Raw genomic sequence first — 20680 nt, forward strand, 5'->3', positions numbered from 1 at the left:
GCCGGCCGTGCGCGGTGCCGGCCGTGCGCGGTGCCGGCCGTGCGCGGTGCCGGCCGTGCGCGGTGCCGGCCGTGCGCGGTGCCGGCCGTGCGCGGCGCCCGTTCGGCGGGCTTGACCGTCCGGCGTGCCCGTTCGGCGGCCTTGCCCGCCCGGCGTGCCCGTTCGGCGGCCTTGACCGCCGCGCCTGCGCTTGATCAACACGGGGTCCTTCATAGCGCGGCATCCCACCCGGTCGGACCCGCCGAGTTCGCCGATCTCGTGTTGACCTTGGGGGTGGGCGTGTCGCCACGCCGGCTTTGGTGGCCGGGATTCATCGTGTTTGGGGGTATTTTTGCCACGACCGGTGGATGCGAGGTGTGTGGTGGCCGAGTCGAGTCTGCCGAGGGCACGCACCGTCGACGTGCGGGCCTCCATCCTCGCCGGCGTCCTGATCGGCATCGCGATCATGGCCGCGGTGGACGAGATCGTCTTCCATCAGGTGCTGGCCTGGCACCACTTCTACGACAGGTCGACGCCGTCGGTGGCGCTCCTCTCCGACGGGCTGCTGCACGCGGCGGAGGTGATCGCCCTGGTCGGCGGGTTCTTCTGGTTCGCCGACCTGCGCCGGCGACACGCCCTGTCGGCCCGGCTCGCCTGGGGTGGCCTCCTGCTCGGCGCCGGGGGGTTCCAGCTCTTCGACGGGCTGGTCGACCACAAGGTCCTCCGGCTGCACCAGATCCGTTACGGGGTGCACCTCGTGCCGTACGACGTGGTGTGGAACGTGGCCGGCGCGGCCCTGCTGCTGGCCGGCGCCCTGCTGATCTGGCGTGCCCGGTCGCGCGACGGCCGTCGATGACGGTGCCGCTGCCGGCTCCGCCCGCCTGGTCCGTTCCGCCGATCGCGCACGGCGGGCAGGCGGCGGATGCGTCGTCCTGGCTGCCGCTGCTCCCGGTCGCGCTGCTGACCGGCGGCTATCTGCTGGCCGCCGCGCGCGACCCCCGGGGTTGGGATCATCGCCGGACCGCCGCCTGGCTGGTCGGGTGCGGAATGCTGGCGGTCGCCGTCGGGCCGTTGGCCCAGCTTCCCGGCGGTCCGCGCGGGCACCTGGCCCAGCATCTGCTGCTCGGCATGCTGGCCCCGCTCGGGCTGGCGCTCGGTGCCCCGGTCACCCTGCTGCTGCGGGTCGCGCCGCCACCGGTACGCCGGGCGGTGGGCCGGTTGCTGCGCGCCCGCCCGCTGCACCTGATCGCGCACCCGGTCACCGCCGCGCTGCTCAGCACGGGTGGGCTGGCGCTGGTGCTGCTCACCCCGCTGTACGCGGCGGCCGAGCGTCAGCCCGCGCTGCATCACGCCGTACACCTGCACTACCTGGCCGCCGGTTATCTCTTCGCCTGGTCCCTGGCCGGGCCGGACCCGGCGCCGCGCCGACCGGGCCTGGCGGTACGGGTCGGCGCGCTCCTGGGTGCGGCAGCCGGACACGCCGTACTGGCCAAGTACCTGTACGCCCAGGCCGAAACCCTCCCACCGAGCCTCATCGACCGGGATCCGGAGGCGTTCCGTTCCGCGGCCCAGCTCATGTACTACGGCGGCGACCTGGCCGAGCTGCTGCTCGCGACAGCCCTCTTCGCCACCTGGTACCACTCCCGCCGCCCCCACCACTCCCGCCGCCGCCCCCACCCCGCTCACCCTCCTGCCCCGTTGATCAAGAGGTTTGCGTCAGAGGAGAGCGATTCCTTGACGCAAACCTCTTGATCAACGAGGTGAGGGCGGGGTCAGGGCGGCGGAGAGCTGGTGCAGGAACGAACGGATGCTTTCCTCACTGTGCCGCGTCTCAGCCTGGTCGTTCAGCGGACCCGGACAGCGCAGCGCCTGACCCAGCGCCTCCCGTGTCTCGGCGCGGTCCCCCGGGTAGAGCCCAGCGGTGACCCCGTCGGCCACCCGAGTCACCACCGCGTCGTCGAGCACCTGGTCGAACTGCACTCCATAGAGGATTCCGTTGACGTGGCTCTTCCACAGGTCCATGCTCGTTGGCTCCCTCATCGTCCGAGGTCAGGGCTCGACGCGATCCACCCGTTGGCGTCGAGGTACGCGGTGCTCTCCGGGAAACGGCGACGCGTCGCGTGCACGTCGCCAAGATCCGCCGGCACACCGACAGGATCCACCGGACCGGGTCGGTGAGACAACCGCCCCTGAGCCACCGCGTCGGGTCAGTTGCGCCGCGGCCAGTCGGCGAGAATCTCCGCTGCCGGTAGGCGGTCCTGCTCCGGGTCCGGTGCCGGGGTTGGCCGGTCGGTCGGCGTCCGACCGAAGCGGGGTGCCGGGGCCGGTTGGATCTCGCCGCCGACCTCGACGAAGGTGCCCCGCGCGGCGTTGTGCGGGTGTTGGTGCGCCTCACCGGGGGCGAGCACCGGCGCGACGCAGGCGTCCAGGTCGGTGAAGACCGCCGTCCACTCGTCCCGGGTCCGCTCGGCGAACCGTTCGGTGAAGCGCCGGCGCAGCTCATCCCAGCCGCTCGGGTCGTACTGCGCCGGCAGGTCCGGGTCGTCGGCCAGGTCGAGGCCGGTGAGGAGTACGTCGTAGAAGGCCGGTTCCATCGCGCCGACGGCCATGAATCCGCCGTCGGCGGTGGCGTACGTGTCGTAGAACGGCGCACCGCCGTCGAACATGTTGCGCCCGCGCGGCGCGGCCCACCGGCCACTGCCGAGCAGCCCGTGCAGGAACGACGTGAGCAGCGCCGACCCGTCCACCATCGCCGCGTCGACCACCTGGCCGACACCCGAGCGTTCCCGTTCCAGCAGCGCCGCCAACACGCCGACGGCGAGCAGCATGCCGCCCCCGCCGAAGTCGGCGAGCAGGTTCATCGGCGCGTACGGGCGCTCGCCGGTCCGACCCAGCGGCTCCAACGCCCCCGCCACCGCGATGTAGTCGATGTCGTGCCCGGCCCGGGACGCCAGCGGGCCGTCCTGGCCCCAGCCGGTCATCCGCGCGTACACCAGCCCGGGGTTTCGCCCCTGGCACACCTCCGGGCCGAAGCCGAGCCGCTCGGCGACCCCCGGCCGGTACGCCTCGACCAGCACGTCGGCCCGTTCGACGAGGCGCAGCAGGTCGGCCACCCCGGCCGGGGACTTCAGGTCCAGTGCGGTCACCCGTCGGCCGCGCTGCAACGGCCCGTCGGTCGGCGCGGCCAGCCGCCCCGCGCCCGGGGCACCCGGCCGGTCCACCCGCACCACGTCCGCCCCGAGGTCGGCGAGCACCATGCAGCCGAACGGGGCCGGCGCGAGGCTCGCCAACTCGACCACCCGCACCCCGGCCAGCGGCCCGCCGCGCGTCGAACCGCCCGGCGTGGCGCCCGGGTCGTCGTGCCGTGTGGCGCCCGGGTCGTCGCCCCGTGCGGTGTCTGGGTCGCTGGCCGCACCCGGTCTGCCGGGGCTCGGCCAGGAGGCCGTCATGCGACGCCAGCCGGTTCGGCGGGACGGGCGGCGAGCCTGTCGACCAGGTCGGCGGGGGGTGTGAACCGGTCGCCGTACCTGTCGGCCAGTTCGGCGGCACGGGTCGCGAACCCGGCCGGGCCGCCCGCGTACTGCCGGACGTAGCGGATCACGCCGCCGGTCCAGGCGGGGAACCCGATGCCGAAGATCGAGCCGATGTTGGCGTCGGTCTCGGTGCGCAGCACCCCCTCGTCGAGGCAGCGCAGCGCGTCCAGTGCCTCGGCGAAGAGCATCCGCTCCTGGAGGTCGGTGAACGGCACCGCCCGGCCGGCGTCGGTGACCAGGTCGGCGAGGCCGGTCCACAGCCGGCCCCGGGTGCCGTCGTCGTAGGAGTAGAAGCCGCGACCGGCCGCTCGCCCCGGCCGGTCGTACGCGTCGACCAACTCGTCGACGAGCCGGTGCGCGGGCAGCGGTAGGTACTCCTCGCTGGCCGCCTCGAACTGGCGGCGGATCCGCTGGATCAGGGTGAGGCTGACCTCGTCGGCAAGTGCCAGCGGCCCGGTCGGGTAGCCGGCCTGCAACGCGGCCTGCTCCACCGACGCGGCGGGGACACCCTCGGCGACCATGCCGACCGCCTCGTCGAGGAACCGGCCGATCACCCGGCTGGTGAAGAAGCCCCGGCCGTCGTTGACCACGATCGGGGTCTTGCCGATCCGCCGGCCCAGGTCGAACGCCCGCGCCAGGGCCGTGTCGCTGGTCCGCTGGCCGACCACGATCTCCAGTAGTGGCATCCGGTCCACCGGGGAGAAGAAGTGCATGCCGATGAAGTCGCTCGGGCGGTCCACTCCCTCGGCCAGCCCGGTGATCGGCAGGGTGGAGGTGTTGGACGCGAGCAACGCGTCGGGTGCCAACACCGGCAGCACCTCGGCGAAGACGGCCTGCTTCAGCGCGGGGTCCTCGAAGACCGCCTCGATGACCGCGTCGCAGCCGGCGAGGGCGTCCACCTGGTCGGTGGTGGTGATCCGGTCCAGTACGGCACGGGCGTCCGCCTCCGTGGCGCGGCCCTTGCGCACCCTGCGGGCGAGCAGCCGTTCGGCGTGCTCCCGGGCACGGCCGGCGGCCTCCGGCGTGACGTCCCGGACCACGACGTCCAGGCCGGCGCTGGCGCAGGCGTACGCGATGCCCGCGCCCATCATGCCGGCGCCGAGCACGGCCACCCGGCGCACCGGCGGGGCGTCCACGCCGGACGGTCGGGCGGCGCCACCGTTGACGGCCTTCAGGTCGAAGAAGAAGGCGCCGATCATGTTCTTGGCGACCTGCCCGGTGAGCAGGCCGATCAGGTGCCGGGTCTCCACCGTCAGGGCGGTGTCCAGGTCGACCTGTGCGCCCTCGACGGCGGTCGCCAGGATCGCCTCGGGTGCGGGCAGCCGGGCACCCTTGAGCTGCTTGCGCAGGGTGGCCGGGAAGGCCGGCAACTGGGTGGCCAGGGAGCGGCTGGCGGGTGTGCCGCCGGGCATCCGGTAGTCCGGCCGGTCCCACGGCTGCGCCGGCTGCGGGTTCGCCGCGATCCAGGCCCGTGCGCGGTCCAGCATCTCGGTGGGTGTGGCGACCACCTCGTCCACGATGCCCGCGGCCAGGGCGTCGGCGGGGCGCATCCGCCGACCGGTGAGCAGCACCGTGGTCAGCGCACCGGCCAGGCCGAGCATTCGTACCGTCCGGGTGACGCCGCCGGCCCCGGGCAGCAGACCCAGGGTCACCTCGGGCAGCCCGAGCCGGCTGTCCGGCGCGTCCAGCGCGATCCGGTGGTGGCAGGCGAGCGCGATCTCCAGGCCACCGCCGAGCGCGGAGCCGTTGATCGCGGCGACCACCGGTCGGCCCAGCGTCTCCAGTCGCCGCAGGTCCCGTTTGATGGTGCCGAGCAGCTCGGCGAGGGCGGGCGCGTCGGCGCGGGTGGCCCGGATCATCTCGGGCAGGTCACCGCCGGCGAAAAACGTGGACTTCGCGCTGGTCACGATCACGCCGACGAGATCGCGCTCCGCCTCCAGCCGGTCCAGCGCGGCGCTCATCGAGGCGGCGTACGCCCGGTTCATGGTGTTCGCGGACTGCTCGGGGTCGTCCAGGGTGAGCGTGACGATGCCGTCGGCGGCGCGGTCGTACCGGATGGTGGTGGTCATGTGTCTTTCCCCCGGGTCAGCAGCGCTCGAGAACGGTGGCGACGCCCATGCCGCCGCCGATGCAGAGGGTCACGAGGGCACGGCGTAGGTCGCGGCGCTCCAACTCGTCCAACGCCGTGCCGAGCAACATGGCTCCGGTGGCGCCCAGCGGGTGCCCGAGCGCGATCGCGCCGCCGTTGACGTTCACCCGGTCGGGGTCGAGGCCCAGGTCGCGGACGTACTTGAGCACCACGGCCGCGAACGCCTCGTTGATCTCGAACAGGTCGATGTCGTCGACTGTCAGCCCGGCGACGGCGAGCGCCTTGTGGGTGGCCGGGATCGGGCCGGTGAGCATCAGCGTCGGGTCGGCGCCGGTGACCGCCGCGCCGGCGATCCTCGCGCGCGGGGTGAGGCCGAGGTCCTGCCCGACCTGCTCCGAGCCGATCAGCACCAGCGCGGCGCCGTCCACGATGCCGGACGAGTTGCCGGCGTGGTGGACGTGCTCGATGGCCTCCAGCCAGTGGAACTTCTGCAACGCGACCGCGTCGAAACCGGCCGCCTCGCCGATCGTGGCGAACGACGGGGTGAGCCGGGCCAGCGCCTCCCGGGTGGTCTCCGGGCGGGGATGCTCGTCGACGGTGAGGATGTCCAACCCGTTGCCGTCGCGGACCGGCACCACCGAGCGGGCGAAGTGCCCGCCGGCACACGCCTTGGCGGCCCGCTCCTGCGACCGCAGCGCGTAACCGTCCACGTCGTCGCGGGTGAACCCCTCCAGGGTGGCGATCAGGTCGGCGCTGACGCCCTGCGGCACGAACGACGTGGCGAGCGCGGTCTGCGGGTCGGTGGCCCAGGCCGCGCCGTCGGAGCCCATCGGCACCCGGGACATCGACTCCACCCCGCCGGCGAGCAGCAGGTGCTCCCAGCCGGAGCGGATCCGCGCGGCGGCGGAGTTGACCGCCTCCAGCCCGGAGGCACAGAACCGGTTGAGCTGCACCCCGCCCACCTCGTCGGGCAACCCGGCCAGCAACGCGGCGGCCCGCGCCAGATCGCCGCCCTGCTCCCCGACCGGGGTGACGATGCCGAGCAGCAGGTCCTCCAGCCGCCCGACGTCCAGGCCGGGGTTGCGCTCGCGCAACGCGTCGATCAGGCCGACGACCAGCGAGATCGGCTTGACGCCGTGCAGCGCGCCGGTGTCCCGGCCGCGTCCGCGCGGGGTGCGGACCGCGTCATAGACGTACGCCTCAGAGGGCACGGGCGATCAGCTCCTTCATGATCTCGTTGGTGCCGCCGTAGATCTTCTGGACGCGGGCGTCGGCGTACATCCGGGCGATCGGGTACTCCGTCGTGTAGCCGTAGCCGCCGAAGATCTGGAGACAGCGGTCGATGACCTCGCACTGCCCGTCGGTGAGCCAGGACTTCGCCATCGCCGCGGTCGCCACGTCCAGGTCGCCGCGCGCGTGCCGGACGATGCAGTCGTCCAGGAAGACCCGGCTGACCCGGGTACGCGTGGCGCACTCGGCGAGCACCATCCGGGTGTTCTGGTGGCCCATCAGTGGCTTGCCGAAGGCGGTGCGCTGCTTGGCGTACGCGACGGTCAGCTCGACCGCCCGTTCCATGGCCGCGACCGCGCCGACGCCGATGACCAGCCGTTCCTGGGGGAGCTGTTGCATGAGCTGGACGAAGCCCAGCCCCTCGGCGTCGCCGAGCAGGTTGGCCGCCGGCACCCGGAACCCGTCGAAGAACAGCTCGGCGGTGTCGTTGGCGTGCAGCCCGATCTTGGACAGCAGTCGGCCCCGACGGAACCCCTCCGGATCGCCGCCGACCTCGCACACCAGCAGCGAGACTCCGGCCGCCCGCTGCTCGGGATCGGTCTTCACGGCCACGATGACCAGGTCGGCCAGGCCGCCGTTGGTGATGAACGTCTTCGCGCCGGTGATCAGGTAGTCGTCTCCGTCGCGGACCGCCCGGGTGCGCATCGCCTGGAGATCGGAACCGCCGTCCGGCTCGGTCATCGCGATCGCGCCGACCAGCTCACCGCTGCACAGGCCGGGCAGCCACCGCCGCTTCTGCTCCTCGCTGCCGTACGCGACCAGGTAGCCGGTGACGATGCCACTGTGGACGGCCAACCCGAGGCTGCTCTCCCCGGTGTACGCCTGCTCGTGCAGCAGCACGGCCTCGTGGGTGAACCCGCCGCCCCCGCCGCCGTACTCCTCCGGGACGGACAGGCCCAACAGCCCCAGCTCGCCGGCGCGGCGGTAGTGCTCGCGGTCCGGGTGGCCCTGTGCCAGCAGGCGGTCGGTGTGCGGCAGCACCTCCTTGGTGAAGAAGGCGCGGGCCAGGTCGGCGAGGTCGTCGTGCTCCGGTTCGCGCCAGGGCGAGGGGGGACCGTCGGGCGTCGGCATGTGCACCACCCTCGCGCGCTGTTGGCAGCATGTCAATAAGTCGCGATCAGCGGCCCCGGAGGCGCCGCGGGCATGATGCGACGCCGCCCCCCACCAGCGCGGCGGGCGCGCTGACTGGAGGGCGGCGGGACAGGGCTGCGAACTAGCGCCTCGGCGGCCGCGGCGGCGGAGTCGGGCGCATGCCGGCCAGCGTGGCCACGTCCTGGCGTAGCTGGCCGAGGTACGGGTGGAAGTAGTCGCCGGGGCACTCGGTCGCACCGGCCCCGATGCTCGCCCAGTCCCGGTGGCCCGAGATGACTGCCACGTTGCCACCCACCCCGCTCACCGGATTGACGTATCCGGTCCGGCCGGTGGGGTTGAGTCGACTCGTGAGGCTGAGACCCGCCAGGACGAGAGCCAGCGACCGTTGCGCGGCGGGGCTGGGCAGGCGGGACGTGTACCGGCCCAGCAGGCAGACGCCGATGTTGCCCGCGTTGTAGCCGCTCACGTGGGCCGCGTTGACCATGAGCGGCCGACCGTCGCTGCCGAAACCCGGGCCGTAGACCGGCTGCGGCCCCGGGTCGGAATAGCGACCCTCGTAGACCCGCCCGGCCTCGTCGATCAACAGGTGGTAGCCGATGTCGCCGAACTCCTGCAGTACGCACTGGTCGTAGTAGATGGCGCGTACCGTGGCCGCCGGATCGGGGTCCTCGTTGTGCTGGTACACCCCACTGTGGTGGACCGTCAGCGTCTGCACCGGGAAGAACTCGGTGGGCCACAGCTGGCTGCCGTTCGGGGCGAGCCGGAGCGACTCGTCAGCTCCCCAACCGGACCGGGGCAGATACGTCGGCTTCCGCCTGGTGCCGGGCGGCAGCGGAAGGTTGTTCGTTTCCGCGCTCGCGACCGTCCGCCGAGCCCCGTCGACCATGTTCAGCTCGACGACGGTGGCCGCCGAGCCGTCGGCGACCTGGACCTCGTACCCGGTGGCGCCGTCGACGACCACGATGTCGGACTGGGCCGACACCGCCTGACCGTCGCGACCGTTCGGGCACGCGCTGATCTCCAGCCAGTCGCTCCACCCCTTGCCGGTGCGAAGGCGCACCGCCGCCGCCGGACCGCTGTGCGCCACGGACAGGTGGGTCAACGGGATGGCCGGGGACGTCACCACCGTTCGGCTCATCAGTCGACCACGGCGGGCCGCGAGCGGCGACGTCACGGTGGAGGTGGACGGTGCCGCCGTCGCGGACCCGGCGAACGTGCCGGCGGCCGAGAGGCCGACAGCCGCACCGGCCGCGCCAGACAACAATCGACGTCGAGAAACCAAGGCTTCGCTCCCTTACCCAGTTGATCCGGTCCGATGGCATGGACGTTTCGGCCGCACTGGTCGGACTGTCACTGATGCGTGGCAAGGGTAGAGCAGAAGGTGGATCACCGCAGGCCGCTCGATCGGCGTACCCCGTCCCGGGACTGTCCTGATCCGACCCGCGCCGGGCGGGTTACTCGGCCTCGTCGCCGTCCGTGGGGCGCGGCGGGCGATGCTCGGCGATCCACGCCTCCACGTCCGCGCGCAGCCACACCGTGGTGCCGTGCAGGCGCTGGAACGGTGCGGGGAAGGTCGGGTAGCGAATGAGCTGACGCATTCGGGTCCGGCTCACGCCGAGCAGATCCTGCAGCTCGTGCGGACCGACCAGCGGACCCGGGACCTCACCCATGACCTGACGGTAGGGCGATCAGGCATGCCTAATTGCGTCTACCTACTTGCGCAGTCCTTTCGAATGGGTGAGGGTGAAGGTGACGGTCCCGGCCAATGGGTCCGGGCTGCCTGGCAGCGATCGCGAGTGATGGGAGAGCCCGATGGATCAGGCGACGGAGTTGGCGTGGCTGCGGGAGCGGGTCGGGGGACTGGAGACGGCGTTGCGCTGCGCACGGAGGGAGTTGTTCGATCTCCGTTGTCGCCTGACGTTGATCGGTCGGGTGGTTCAGGACGTGGACCGGGTGCAGCGAGCGCCCGGGGTTGCCCTCGGCGCGATCAACGCGGCGCTCTACTCCGAGACGTCAAACCTGGGGCAGGTCGCCCGGCATCTGGTTCGGCGTCGACGACCGATCCGTTGATCAAGGTGAGGTCGGGTGGCCGAAGGCGGAGCGGTCGATAGGGTCGGGCAGATGAGTGTCGAGACGGCTCCGCGCCGCCGCCGTCTGGAGCCGGACGCCCGGCGCGGGCAGATCCTGGCCTGTGCGGTCCGGCTGTTCGGCGACCGCCCGTACGCGGACGTGTCCACCACCGACGTCGCCCGCGAGGCTGGTGTCGCGCGTGGTCTGGTCAACCACTACTTCGGTGCGAAGAAGGACCTCTACCTGGAGGTCGTCCGGGTCATGGTGACCATTCCGGAGGTGGCCCTCGAACGGTTGCCCAAGGGTGACCTGCGGACCCGGGTCGACGCCAGCGTCTCCTGGTTTCTCGACGTGGTGTCCCGGCACAGCACCTCGTGGCTGGCCGCGGTCACCGCCCGGGGGATGGGCGGCGACGCGGACGTGGAACGGGTGCTCGCCGAAGCCGAGGAGGTCGCCGCGGACCGCATGCTCGTCGCCGTCGGCCTGGCCGGCGAGGCCGAGCACCGGGAGGAGTTGCGTGCCATGGTTCGCGCGTACGGCGGGCTGGCCACGTCGACCGCCCGGGAGTGGCTCCAGCGCGGGGCGTTGACCCGCGCCCAGGTGCACCTGCTGCTCACCACCACACTGCTGACCATCGTCGAGCAGGTCATCCCGCAGGCCATCGCCGGCCCGACCCGGCCAGCGCCGCCGGCCTGAGCTGGCCGACCCCGCTCTGGTCGGGTTGGTCGGGCCACCCGCCGAACCAGCCGGTGCCGGGCTTCAGACTTGCGCGGCGGCGGGGGTCGACTCGCGGAGCTGGAGCACGATGACGACGGCCAGGATGACGATGGCGATCGGGTCGAACACCAGCGAGATGAGGTTCATGTCGGCTCGCATGCCGCCGTCGACGACGGTCAGGGCGAGAAACACCGACTTGGTGACGATGGCGGTCGCCGCCGCCGGCACTCTGGCCGGCAGGTGGAAGGCTCCCCAGATGATGGCCGCGCCGAGAGCCGCCTGCAGGAGACCCCGGTGCTGGAGCAGCGCGGTGGTCATGGGGTCGGGGTGAGTCAGTCCGTAGCTGCTGGTCAGCAGTTGCGGCCACAGCAGGGCGAGTGCGGGCGTCGCCGTGATCACGCCGACGACGCAGAGGATGACGCGCATCTTCATGGGGCTCTCCAAGTGCGACCGGATCGCTGATCGTCAGCGTAGCTGATAATCAGCCGAACGGAAGACTAGGCTGCGGTGATGCGCTCATCCGAAACCATCGCCTCCGCCACCGGGTACCTGTTGTTGAAGTTGGCCGGCCTCGCCGGCGCCCGGATGGAAGAGGCGCTGTTGCCCTTCCACCTGCGCGGTCGGGATCTGCGGGTGCTGGCCTTCGTCGCGGACGGGGAGTCGTCCCAGCGCGACCTGGGTCAGCGGACCGGACTCGACCGCACCACGATGGTCGCGGTCATCGACGAGCTTGAGCGCAACGGATACGTCCGCCGCGAACGCAGCCCCGACGACCGCCGCAAGCAGCTCATCAGCGTCACCGCCGACGGCCGGGCCACCTTGTCGGAAGCCCTCACGGTGCTGCGCCGGACCGAGGACGATTTCCTTGCTCCCCTCGCCGAGGACGAACGGCGCCAGCTTCACCGGCAGTTGACCCTGCTCTACGCCGCCCACGACCCCGAATGTCAGACCGACGAGGCGGGGGAGCCCGGGACCGCGGATCTCGCTGGGGGTGACGCGGAGCACCGAAGAACAGACCCGCTGAAATAGGCGTACACGCTATGGTTATTTCAGTGGTCGCAAGGTGCGGCGACCCAGCTGAGGAGGAGACATGAGCACATCTGCCCTGTCCTACGACGTTCTCGTCTCGGAAGGCCCGGTTCGGGCGGGGGACCAGCGCATGCCGGACGGGTCGCGGATCCACTGGAACCCGATCTCGTCGACCTTGATCTACGGAGCCGAGGAGGCGCTCCTGGTGGACCCGCCGTTCACCCATGAGCAGATCGCGAAGGTGGGTGACTGGATCGCACGGTCGGGCCGGCGGTTGACCTACATCTACGCCACCCACGGCCACGGCGACCACTGGTTCGGCACCGGGGAGCTGCTCAAGCGCTTCCCCGACGCCGTCAGCTACGCGACGCCCGGCACCATCGAGGTCATGCACCAGCAGGCCACCGTCGGGCGGAGCGAGTTGTTCGACCGGGTCTTCCCCGGCCTGATCCCGGAAACGCCTGTCGTCGCCGTGCCCGTGCCGGCCGAGGGCTTCCTGCTGGAGGGCAATCTCGTCCAGCCGGTCGAGACCGGGCACACCGACACCGACCGGACCACCGTCCTGCACGTGCCGTCGATCGGCCTGGTGGTGGCCGGTGACGTCGTCTACAACGGCGTCCACCAGTACCTCCTGGAGACCGTCGACGGCGGCCTGCGGGAGTGGCTGAAGGCTCTCGATCGCGTGGAGGCGCTCGCACCTCGCGCGGTCGTCGCCGGCCACAAGAACCGGGACCTGCCCGACGATCCGGCAAGCATCGACCAGACCCGGCAGTACCTGCTCAACGTGGAGCGGCTGTTGGCCGAGAAGTCGACAGCCCGCGAGTTCTTCGACGAGCTGACGAGCCTCTATCCGGACTGGGTGAACCCGGGGCCCGCGTGGTACGGGGCGCTCGGCCTGATCGGCAAGTGACCCGATCATGTCCTCGGCACCGCACCCCGCGCTGTGGCCCGCCACCGCGAGATACGACCTGGACCAGGCCCCGGGTGGCCTCGGTCTGGTCCAGGATCTGCTCAACACGATCTCGGCCGGTGCGCCGAGGCAGCCGGACCTTCTCGACGAGCTGACCAGCGCCACGGCGTGGGCACTTGACGCCGCCGATCGATGGTCGACGACCACCGGGCGTTCGGCGCCCGCAGTCGCCCTCGACGCGGCGGGACTCCGGGCGCTACGGACCTTTCGCGACGACCTACGGGACGAGATCCACTCCCGGGTCCACACCACGGCTGAAGCCGGGCGCCCCGCGGCCGAGGAGCCGGCCCCGACCGGGCTGCGTTCCGCCGGTGCCACGCTGCGACTCGACCGGAACGGGTCCGTCCAGCTCGACCCCGCCGGGGTCGGGGCGGAACTGCTGATCTCGCTCGTGCTCGCGACGCTGTTCGAGGCACAACTCGCCGACACCGGGCGGCGGATCAAGACCTGCCGCAATCCACGCTGCCAGGTGGCGTTCTACGACCGGTCCCGGAACAACAGCGGCGTCTGGCACTCCGTCCGCGTCTGCGGGTACCCGAGCAACCTGCGCGCCCACCGCGCGCGCCTACGGCAGGCGGATTGACCTGCCCGCGCCGGGCTGGCGACGCGCCGGTCGACGCCGCCGGCGATCAGGCGGCGCGGCGTCCGCCGGCCCGCCCACCGCGCTCGGCACGCGTCGCCGCGGCGGCATGATCAGCACGCGCCACCGGGGCCGCGTACCGGTCGGCGGCCTGCGCCGGGTACGACCCGGGGCGGACCACCCGCAGCGGCCGGTCCACCTCGTCGGCGCCGAACCGCCAGCGTGACGGTGCGGGCTGCCGCTGCGGCGAAGGTCCACCGGGGCGCAGGCCGGGCCGGGACAGCAACACGGTGATCAGGTAGCCGACCACCAGGAACCCGTGACTGACCAGCCGCTCCCCGCCCACCGATCCGGTGGCCAGGTCGTTGACCGAGAGCAGCAGCAACGTGCCGACGAACGCGCTGAGCATCGGCAGCAGCCCGGCCGGCGGGCTGCGGCGGACCGCCACGAAGAGGAAGCCGGCACCCACCGCCACGTTCCACGCGGCCGACTCGTGCCACAGGTGCTGGCCGGCCGGGTGCAGGTGATCGGCGGTCGCGCCCCGGCCCACCTGGGCCAGCCCGAGCACCAACTGCACCGCGCCGAGCAGCCCGAGCGCCGCGCGTAGCCCGGCGACCAACCCGGCGCGCCCGGAGGCCGCGCGTAGCCCGGCGACCAACCCGGCCCGCCCGAACGCCGCGCGTAGCCCGGCGACCGAGCCACCGCGCCGCCACCACGACCGGCGGACCGGCTCCGCCGCGACGGCGGCCAGGATCGCCGCCGTCCGGTCGGGCACATCGGCCACCAATCGGGTACGAACCCGACGCGTCACCGCGGCCGCCGCCGTGAACCAGGCCCGACAATCGGCACACCCGTCCAGGTGTCCCTGCACCGCCGTCAGTTCGGCGGCGGTCTCCTCCCCGTCCAACTGCGCGGACAGGACCTCCCGCCACTGCTCACACCCCATGTACCGGTAGTCGCTCCGGGGGGCGCTCCGGTTCCCGGCGACCGGGGGCTGTTGTGGAATACTCGCCCGATCATGACGCGTTACGGCCTGCTGATCCTGCCCGCCACCAACCGGGTGTACGCCCGCTCCGCCATCGACCTCACCCGGGCCGAGCTGGAGATCTTCGGCCGTTCGGCCCTCGACGGCCAGATCGGCGAGCTGGACACCGAGGTGGTCGGTGGGGCGTCCTACGTCACCTTCACCGGTGACGGGTTGACCGAGCGGGACCTGGCCGCCCTGGGCAACCTCTCCGCCGGGTACGCGCTGTTCGAGATCGTCGGTGAGTTGCTGCGGCCGATCGAGTGGAGCCGACTGGACCGCTACGACGACGACCTGCTCACCATCCAGAAGTACCCGGGCAAGACCAACGAGCAGTTCACCAAACTGCTGCTCAACGTCACCCTGCTCGCCTCGGACTGGGCCGGTGAGCTGACCAGCCGCCGGTTCCGGGTGCTCGACCCGCTGTGCGGCCGGGGCACCACCCTGAACCAGGCCCTGATGTACGGGTTCGACGCCTCCGGCATCGAGCGCGACCAGAAGGACGTCGAGGCGTACCGGGCGTTCATCACCACCTGGCTGAAGCAGAAGCGGGTCAAGCACCGGGTGCTGGAGTCGGGGCCGGTACGGCGGGAGCGCAAGGTGGTCGGCCGGCGGGTGCGGATCGAGTTGGCTCCGACCCGCGAGGAGCACAAGGCCGGCCAGACCCAACTGCTGGACGTGGTCAACGCCGACACCGCCCGCTCGGCGGAGTTCTTCCGCCCGGAGACCGTCGACCTGGTCGTCGCCGACGCGCCGTACGGCGTGCAGCACGGCAGTCGTACCGCCGAGAAGGGCCTGACCCGCGATCCGCTGGCGTTGCTCGCGGACGCCGCGCCGGTCTGGGCCCGGTTGTTGCGCCCCGGCGGTGCGCTCGGGGTCTCCTGGAACACCCACGTCGCCAGCCGCGAGGACGCGGCGGCGGCGTTGGCCGACGCCGGCCTGACCGTGGTCGACACCGAGCCCTACCGCGCGCTGCGGCACCGGGTCGACCAGTCGATCATGCGCGACGTGCTGGTGGCCCGCCGCCCGGCCTGACCCGGCCCCGCACCTCCGCCCGCCCGGACCCCGCCCCGCACCTCCGCCCGCGCTACACCGCGCCGCCGCCCGCTCCGGGCCGCGGACGGGTCCCGCAACTGACCCCCCACCCCCGGACATGCGCGGGATCTGTGCCGCATTTCACCTGTTCAGTGCACCTGTGTGAAAACCACGTCAAGAAAAGGTTCGGCTCCGTCATGGTCGCGTTATGACCCCTGCCGTCTGGCGGGTGGTGGGGCTTTGATTGCCCGGCGCGACCGGAAGGCGGTCGCGACGAACCTTTCCGGCTGAGGAGTCAGCGTGTCTGACGTGGTGTTCGTGGTCCTGACGGTGGTGCTGTTCGCAGTGCTCGCCCTGGTGGTCCGGGCGGTGGAGAAGCTGTGAACGCGGTAAACGCCGTCGGTCTGGTGCTCGCGATCGTCCTGGGCGCGTTCCTGGTGTTCGCCCTGCTGTTTCCGGAGCGCTTCTGATGACCATGACAACAGCGGGCGTCATCTTCATCGTGACGCTGGTGGCGGCTCTCGTCGCCGTCTACAAGCCGTTCGGTGACTACATGTTCCGGGCGGTCGCCGGCACGAAGCAGTCCCGGGTCGAGCGGGGCATCTTCCGGCTGGTCGGGGTCAACCCGGCCGCCGAGCAGACCTGGGGCGTGTACGCCCGCAGTGTGCTGGCGTTCTCCGCGGTCTCGATCCTGTTCCTGTACGTGTTCCAGCGGGTGCAGAACCACCTGTGGCTGTCCCTGGGCTTCGACCCGGTGGTGCCGCACGGCGCGTGGAACACGGCCGTGTCGTTCGTGACGAACACCAACTGGCAGTCGTACTCGGGTGAGTCGACGATGGGCCACCTGGTGCAGATGGCCGGTCTGGCCGTGCAGAACTTCGTGTCGGCGGCGGTCGGCATCGCGGTGGCGGTGGCGCTGGTCCGCGGCTTCGCCCGCAGTCGCACCGGGCAGCTCGGCAACTTCTGGGTCGACCTGACCCGGATCGTGCTGCGGATCCTGCTGCCGATCGCCGTGCTCGGCGCGATCGCGCTGATGATCGGCGGCGTGGTGCAGAACCTCTCCGGCGGCACCGACGTGAGCACGCTGACCGGCGGATCCCAGACCATCACCGGTGGTCCGGTCGCCAGCCAGGAAGTGATCAAGGAGCTGGGCACCAACGGTGGCGGCTTCTACAACGTCAACAGCGCGCACCCGTTCGAGAACCCGACCACCTGGACGAACTGGCTGGAGATCTTCCTGATCTTCCTGATCCCGTTCAGTCTGCCCCGGGTCTTCGGCCGGATGGTCGGGCAGAACCGGCAGGGCTACGCCATCGCCGCGGTGATGGGCATCCTCGCGTTCCTCAGCGTCGCCATCACCAACATCTTCGAGCTGGCCGGCCACGGCACGGTGCCGCAGGCGGTCGGCGCGGCGATGGAGGGCAAGGAGGTGCGGTTCGACGTGTCGAACTCGGCCACCTTCGCCGCCGCCACCACGCTCACCTCGACCGGCGCGGTGAACTCGTTCCACGACTCGTTCACCTCGCTCGGCGGCATGATGACGATGGTCAACATGATGCTCGGCGAGGTCGCGCCGGGGGGCACCGGTTCGGGTCTCTACGGCCTGCTCATCCTCGCGGTGATCACGGTCTTCGTGGCCGGCCTGATGGTGGGTCGCACCCCCGAGTACCTGGGCAAGAAGATCGGGTCGCGCGAGATCAAGTTCGCCTCGCTCTACTTCCTGATCACGCCGATCCTGGTGCTCGTCGGTACGGCGGCCGCGTTCGCCACCGGCAACAACTCCACGGCGCTCAACGTCGGCCCGCACGGCCTCTCCGAGGTGCTGTACGCGTTCACCTCGGCCAGCAACAACAACGGCTCCGCCTTCGGCGGCATCACCGTCAACACGACCTGGTGGGACACCGCGCTGGGGTTGTGCATGCTGCTGGGCCGCTTCCTGCCGCTCATCTTCGTGCTCGCGTTGGCCGGCTCGCTGGCCCGCCAGGCACCCACCCCCGCGTCCGAGGGCACCCTGCCGACCCACCGACCGCTGTTCATCGGCATGGTCGTCGGCGTCACGGTGGTCCTCGTCGCGCTGACCTTCCTGCCCGCGCTCGCGCTCGGTCCGCTGGCAGAGGGGCTCTGACCATCATGAGGAACGAGGACATGTCCGTCACGTCCGCCCCAACAGAGCAACTCCCCGGCACGCCCGCCACCCAGGGCAACCGGATCGGCGGGGGCCTGCTCGACCCCCAGCAGCTCGTCCGGTCCCTGCCGGACGCGGTACGCAAGCTCGACCCCCGCACGCTGTGGCGCAACCCGGTGATGCTGATCGTCGAGGTCGGCGCGGCCTTCACCACCGTCCTGGCGGTGCTCGACCCGTCGGTGTTCGCCTGGGCGATCACCGTCTGGCTCTGGCTGACGGTGGTCTTCGCCAACCTGGCCGAGGCGGTCGCCGAGGGTCGGGGCAAGGCCCAGGCCGCCACGCTGCGGCAGGCCAAGAAGGACACCATCGCCACCCGGCTGATCGACTGGAAGCCGGGCGCGCGGGCCAACACCTACCGCGACGAGGCGGTGCCCGCGCCGGAGCTGCGCCAGGGCGACGTGGTGCTCGTCGAGGCCGGCGGCATCATCCCCGGCGACGGCGACATCGTCGAGGGCATCGCCAGCGTTGACGAGTCGGCCATCACCGGCGAGTCGGCTCCGGTGATCCGGGAGTCCGGCGGTGACCGCAGCGCGGTCACCGGCGGCACCAAGGTGCTCTCCGACCAGATCATCGTCAAGATCACCCAGAAGCCGGGCGAGAGCTTCATCGACCGGATGATCGCCCTGGTCGAGGGCGCCAACCGGCAGAAGACACCGAACGAGATCGCGCTGAACATCCTGCTCGCCGCGCTCACGGTCATCTTCCTGCTGGCCGTGGTCACCCTCCAGCCGCTGGCGATCTTCAGCAAGGCGTACCAGGCGGCCGCACCGGACAGCGGTGCGATCACCGGCTCCGGCGTCACCGGGGTGGTGCTGATCTCGCTGCTGGTCTGCCTGATCCCCACCACCATCGGCGCGCTGCTCTCCGCCATCGGCATCGCCGGTATGGACCGGCTGGTGCAGCGCAACGTCCTGGCCATGAGCGGCCGGGCCGTCGAGGCCGCCGGTGACGTCAACACCCTGCTGCTGGACAAGACCGGCACCATCACGCTCGGCAACCGGCAGGCCGCCGAGTTCGTACCTGTCGAGGGGGTCGACCCCGCGGCGCTCGCCGACGCCGCGCAACTGTCCAGCCTGGCCGACGAGACCCCGGAGGGGCGCTCGGTGGTGGTGCTGGCGAAGAACGAGTTCGGGATGCGCGAGCGTGAGCCCGGTGTGATGCCGCACGCCACGTTCGTACCGTTCACCGCGCAGACCCGGATGAGCGGCGTCGACCTGACGCCGGACGGCAGCGTGGACGGCGGCGCGGTGGGCACGGCCCGCCGGGTCCGCAAGGGCGCCGCCGCAGCGGTGATGAAGTGGGTACGGGAGAACGGCGGCCACCCGACCGAGCAGGTCGGCGAGATCGTGGACGCGATCAGCGGCACCGGTGGCACTCCGCTCGTGGTCGCCGAGCACGTCGACGGTGCGCCCGCCCGCGCGCTGGGCGTCATCCACCTCAAGGACGTCGTCAAGTCCGGCATGCGGGAGCGGTTCGACGAGATGCGCCGGATGGGCATCCGGACCGTGATGATCACCGGCGACAACCCGCGCACCGCGAAGGCCATCGCCGACGAGGCCGGGGTGGACGACTTCCTGGCCGAGGCCACGCCGGAGGACAAGCTCGCGCTGATCAAGCGGGAGCAGGAGGGTGGTCGGCTGGTCGCGATGACAGGTGACGGCACCAACGACGCGCCGGCGCTCGCCCAGGCCGACGTCGGGGTGGCCATGAACACCGGTACGTCGGCCGCCAAGGAGGCCGGCAACATGGTCGACCTCGACTCCGACCCGACCAAGCTGATCGAGATCGTGGAGATCGGCAAGCAGTTGCTGATCACCCGGGGCGCGCTGACCACGTTCAGCATCGCCAACGACATCGCGAAGTACTTCGCGATCATCCCGGCCATGTTCGCCGGCCTCTACCCGAGCCTGGACGCGCTGAACATCATGCGGCTGTCCAGCCCGGAGTCGGCGATCCTGTCCGCGGTCATCTTCAACGCCCTGGTGATCATCGCGCTGATCCCGCTCGCCCTGCGGGGCGTGCGGTACCGGCCGGCCGCCGCGTCGAAGCTGCTCGGCCGCAACCTGCTGGTCTACGGCCTGGGCGGCATCATCGTGCCGTTCATCGGGATCAAACTCATCGACCTGCTCATCCAGTTCATCCCGGGGATTTCGTGATGCGTCTACCCACCTGGATCGCCCAACACCTCGCCGCGCTGCGCGCCGTACTCGTCTTCACCGTGCTGCTCGGCCTCGTCTACCCACTGGCCCTGGTAGCGGTCGGCAAGTTGCCCGGCCTCGACGACAAGGCCGACGGCTCGCTGATCACCGCGGGCGGAAACACCGTCGGCAGCGCGCTGATCGGCCAGTCCTTCACCGACGCGGACGGCAACCCGATCGCCCGCTACTTCCAGTCCCGCCCCTCCGCCGCCGGCGACGGCTACGACCCGACGTCCACCTCGGCCAGCAACCTGGGTCCGGAGAGCGTCGTCGACACCATCGCCACCGACCCGGAGGAGTCCAGCGAGAGCCTGCTCACCCAGGTCTGTGGGCGCAGCAAGTCGGTCGGCGAGCTGAACGGCGTCGACGGTCGACGCCCGTACTGCACCGAGGACGGGGTGGGCGCGGTGCTCGCGGTCTTCCGCGCCGACGGTCTGACCGGCCGGGTCACCCGGGTGGTCAGCGTCAACCAGGCCGCCCCGGCCACCCCGTTCGTCTCCTCGTACCAGGGGGTGACGGTGGAGCCGGCCCAGCCGGGCGAGGACTACGTGGCCGCCGGCGGGGTGGTCACCCCGATCCGTGGCGACGCGCCCGCCGACCCGGCGGTCCCCGCCGACGCGGTCACCGCCAGCGCGAGCGGCCTCGACCCGCAGATCAGCCCGGCGTACGCCGAGTTGCAGGTGAACCGGGTCGCGCGCGAGCGCGGCGCGGACCCGGCGGCGGTCCGCGAGCTGGTCCAGGAGCACACCGGCGGGCGTGGGCTGGGCTTCATGGGCGAGCCCGGGGTCAACGTGTTGGAACTCAACATCGCCCTCGACAAGCAGTTCGCCGCGCGCTGAGCGCAGTCGCGGGCGGGGCCGTGCCGACCGGCGCGGCCCCGCCCGCCGAT

The 20680-nt window shown here is 71.7% G+C and carries 21 protein-coding genes; 12 read left to right on the forward strand and 9 right to left on the reverse strand.

The genetic code is table 11. From position 1 onward, the window contains the following. Nucleotides 1–361: 361 nt before the first annotated feature. Complete coding sequence (locus AB0A90_RS02950; protein ID WP_357240689.1) at nucleotides 362–835, forward strand: DUF2243 domain-containing protein; 474 nt, start codon at nucleotides 362–364, stop codon at nucleotides 833–835. Further along, nucleotides 832–1731 carry a cytochrome c oxidase assembly protein gene (locus AB0A90_RS02955; protein ID WP_357240692.1) on the forward strand — a complete coding sequence of 300 codons (900 nt, stop codon included), beginning with the start codon at nucleotides 832–834 and terminating at the stop codon, nucleotides 1729–1731. Before AB0A90_RS02950 ends, AB0A90_RS02955 begins: the two co-directional genes overlap by 4 nt. Here AB0A90_RS02955 and AB0A90_RS02960 read toward each other — a convergent pair whose 3' ends face one another. From AB0A90_RS02960 to AB0A90_RS02990, 7 genes are all read right to left on the reverse strand, one after another. Next, nucleotides 1732–2001 carry a hypothetical protein gene (locus AB0A90_RS02960; protein ID WP_357240695.1) on the reverse strand — a complete coding sequence of 90 codons (270 nt, stop codon included), beginning with the start codon at nucleotides 1999–2001 and terminating at the stop codon, nucleotides 1732–1734. A gap of 185 nt (nucleotides 2002–2186) precedes the next feature. Further along, a complete protein-coding gene (locus AB0A90_RS02965; RefSeq protein ID WP_357240698.1) occupies nucleotides 2187–3428 on the reverse strand; it encodes a CaiB/BaiF CoA-transferase family protein in 1242 nt (413 codons plus the stop codon). Then, a complete protein-coding gene (locus AB0A90_RS02970; protein WP_357240701.1) occupies nucleotides 3425–5581 on the reverse strand; it encodes a 3-hydroxyacyl-CoA dehydrogenase NAD-binding domain-containing protein in 2157 nt (718 codons plus the stop codon). Before AB0A90_RS02970 ends, AB0A90_RS02965 begins: the two co-directional genes overlap by 4 nt. A 16-nt stretch (nucleotides 5582–5597) precedes the next feature. Beyond that, a complete protein-coding gene (locus AB0A90_RS02975; RefSeq protein ID WP_357240703.1) occupies nucleotides 5598–6812 on the reverse strand; it encodes an acetyl-CoA C-acetyltransferase in 1215 nt (404 codons plus the stop codon). Then, entirely contained in the window at nucleotides 6802–7962 is a 1161-nt protein-coding gene (locus tag AB0A90_RS02980; protein ID WP_357240707.1) for an acyl-CoA dehydrogenase family protein, read from the reverse strand. The genes AB0A90_RS02975 and AB0A90_RS02980 overlap by 11 nt, the downstream gene beginning before the upstream one ends. 142 nt (nucleotides 7963–8104) lie before the next feature. Next, entirely contained in the window at nucleotides 8105–9121 is a 1017-nt protein-coding gene (locus AB0A90_RS02985) for a peptidoglycan recognition family protein (RefSeq protein ID WP_357240710.1), read from the reverse strand. Between the two features lie 316 nt (nucleotides 9122–9437). Further along, a complete protein-coding gene (locus tag AB0A90_RS02990; RefSeq protein WP_112621205.1) occupies nucleotides 9438–9653 on the reverse strand; it encodes a helix-turn-helix domain-containing protein in 216 nt (71 codons plus the stop codon). A gap of 142 nt (nucleotides 9654–9795) precedes the next feature. Here AB0A90_RS02990 and AB0A90_RS02995 point away from each other — a divergent pair, with 142 nt between their 5' ends. Both AB0A90_RS02995 and AB0A90_RS03000 read left to right on the forward strand, forming a co-directional pair. Beyond that, complete coding sequence (locus AB0A90_RS02995; RefSeq protein WP_357240714.1) at nucleotides 9796–10053, forward strand: hypothetical protein; 258 nt, start codon at nucleotides 9796–9798, stop codon at nucleotides 10051–10053. Nucleotides 10054–10104: 51 nt separating this feature from the next. Further along, complete coding sequence (locus AB0A90_RS03000) at nucleotides 10105–10749, forward strand: TetR/AcrR family transcriptional regulator (RefSeq protein WP_357240717.1); 645 nt, start codon at nucleotides 10105–10107, stop codon at nucleotides 10747–10749. Between the two features lie 63 nt (nucleotides 10750–10812). Here AB0A90_RS03000 and AB0A90_RS03005 read toward each other — a convergent pair whose 3' ends face one another. Next, a complete protein-coding gene (locus AB0A90_RS03005; RefSeq protein ID WP_357240720.1) occupies nucleotides 10813–11202 on the reverse strand; it encodes a hypothetical protein in 390 nt (129 codons plus the stop codon). Nucleotides 11203–11280: 78 nt separating this feature from the next. Here AB0A90_RS03005 and AB0A90_RS03010 point away from each other — a divergent pair, with 78 nt between their 5' ends. The 3 genes from AB0A90_RS03010 to AB0A90_RS03020 all read left to right on the forward strand — a co-directional run bounded on the left by AB0A90_RS03010 (nucleotide 11281) and on the right by AB0A90_RS03020 (nucleotide 13352). Beyond that, a complete protein-coding gene (locus tag AB0A90_RS03010) occupies nucleotides 11281–11799 on the forward strand; it encodes a MarR family transcriptional regulator (RefSeq protein ID WP_357240723.1) in 519 nt (172 codons plus the stop codon). Between the two features lie 61 nt (nucleotides 11800–11860). After that, nucleotides 11861–12709, forward strand: a complete 849-nt coding sequence (locus AB0A90_RS03015) for an MBL fold metallo-hydrolase (protein ID WP_357240726.1) — start codon at nucleotides 11861–11863, stop codon at nucleotides 12707–12709. A 7-nt stretch (nucleotides 12710–12716) separates the two neighbouring features. After that, nucleotides 12717–13352 (forward strand): CGNR zinc finger domain-containing protein, encoded by a 636-nt coding sequence (locus AB0A90_RS03020; protein WP_357240729.1) that lies wholly within the window; start codon nucleotides 12717–12719, stop codon nucleotides 13350–13352. 46 nt (nucleotides 13353–13398) lie between these two features. Here the strand turns inward: AB0A90_RS03020 and AB0A90_RS03025 are convergent, their stop codons facing one another. Beyond that, entirely contained in the window at nucleotides 13399–14295 is an 897-nt protein-coding gene (locus AB0A90_RS03025; protein ID WP_357240732.1) for a zf-HC2 domain-containing protein, read from the reverse strand. Nucleotides 14296–14367: 72 nt separating this feature from the next. On the opposite strand from AB0A90_RS03025, the gene AB0A90_RS03030 reads away from it, so the two are divergent. The 5 genes from AB0A90_RS03030 (at nucleotide 14368) to AB0A90_RS03050 (ending at nucleotide 20630) form a co-directional block, all read left to right on the forward strand. After that, entirely contained in the window at nucleotides 14368–15408 is a 1041-nt protein-coding gene (locus AB0A90_RS03030) for an SAM-dependent methyltransferase (protein WP_357240735.1), read from the forward strand. A 380-nt stretch (nucleotides 15409–15788) separates the two neighbouring features. Then, entirely contained in the window at nucleotides 15789–15878 is a 90-nt protein-coding gene (gene kdpF / locus AB0A90_RS03035; RefSeq protein ID WP_036390805.1) for a K(+)-transporting ATPase subunit F, read from the forward strand. After that, complete coding sequence (gene kdpA / locus AB0A90_RS03040) at nucleotides 15878–17533, forward strand: potassium-transporting ATPase subunit KdpA (protein ID WP_357240738.1); 1656 nt, start codon at nucleotides 15878–15880, stop codon at nucleotides 17531–17533. Before kdpF ends, kdpA begins: the two co-directional genes overlap by 1 nt. A 20-nt stretch (nucleotides 17534–17553) precedes the next feature. Continuing rightward, entirely contained in the window at nucleotides 17554–19749 is a 2196-nt protein-coding gene (kdpB, locus tag AB0A90_RS03045; protein ID WP_357240741.1) for a potassium-transporting ATPase subunit KdpB, read from the forward strand. Next, the gene (locus AB0A90_RS03050; protein WP_357240744.1) at nucleotides 19749–20630 is read left to right on the forward strand and encodes a potassium-transporting ATPase subunit C; all 882 of its coding nucleotides are present in this window, start codon (nucleotides 19749–19751) and stop codon (nucleotides 20628–20630) included. Before kdpB ends, AB0A90_RS03050 begins: the two co-directional genes overlap by 1 nt. The last annotated feature ends 50 nt before the right edge of the window (nucleotides 20631–20680 follow it).

The organism is Micromonospora sp. NPDC049204 (genome assembly GCF_040647935.1).
Taxonomy (GTDB): Bacteria; Actinomycetota; Actinomycetes; order Mycobacteriales; family Micromonosporaceae; genus Micromonospora.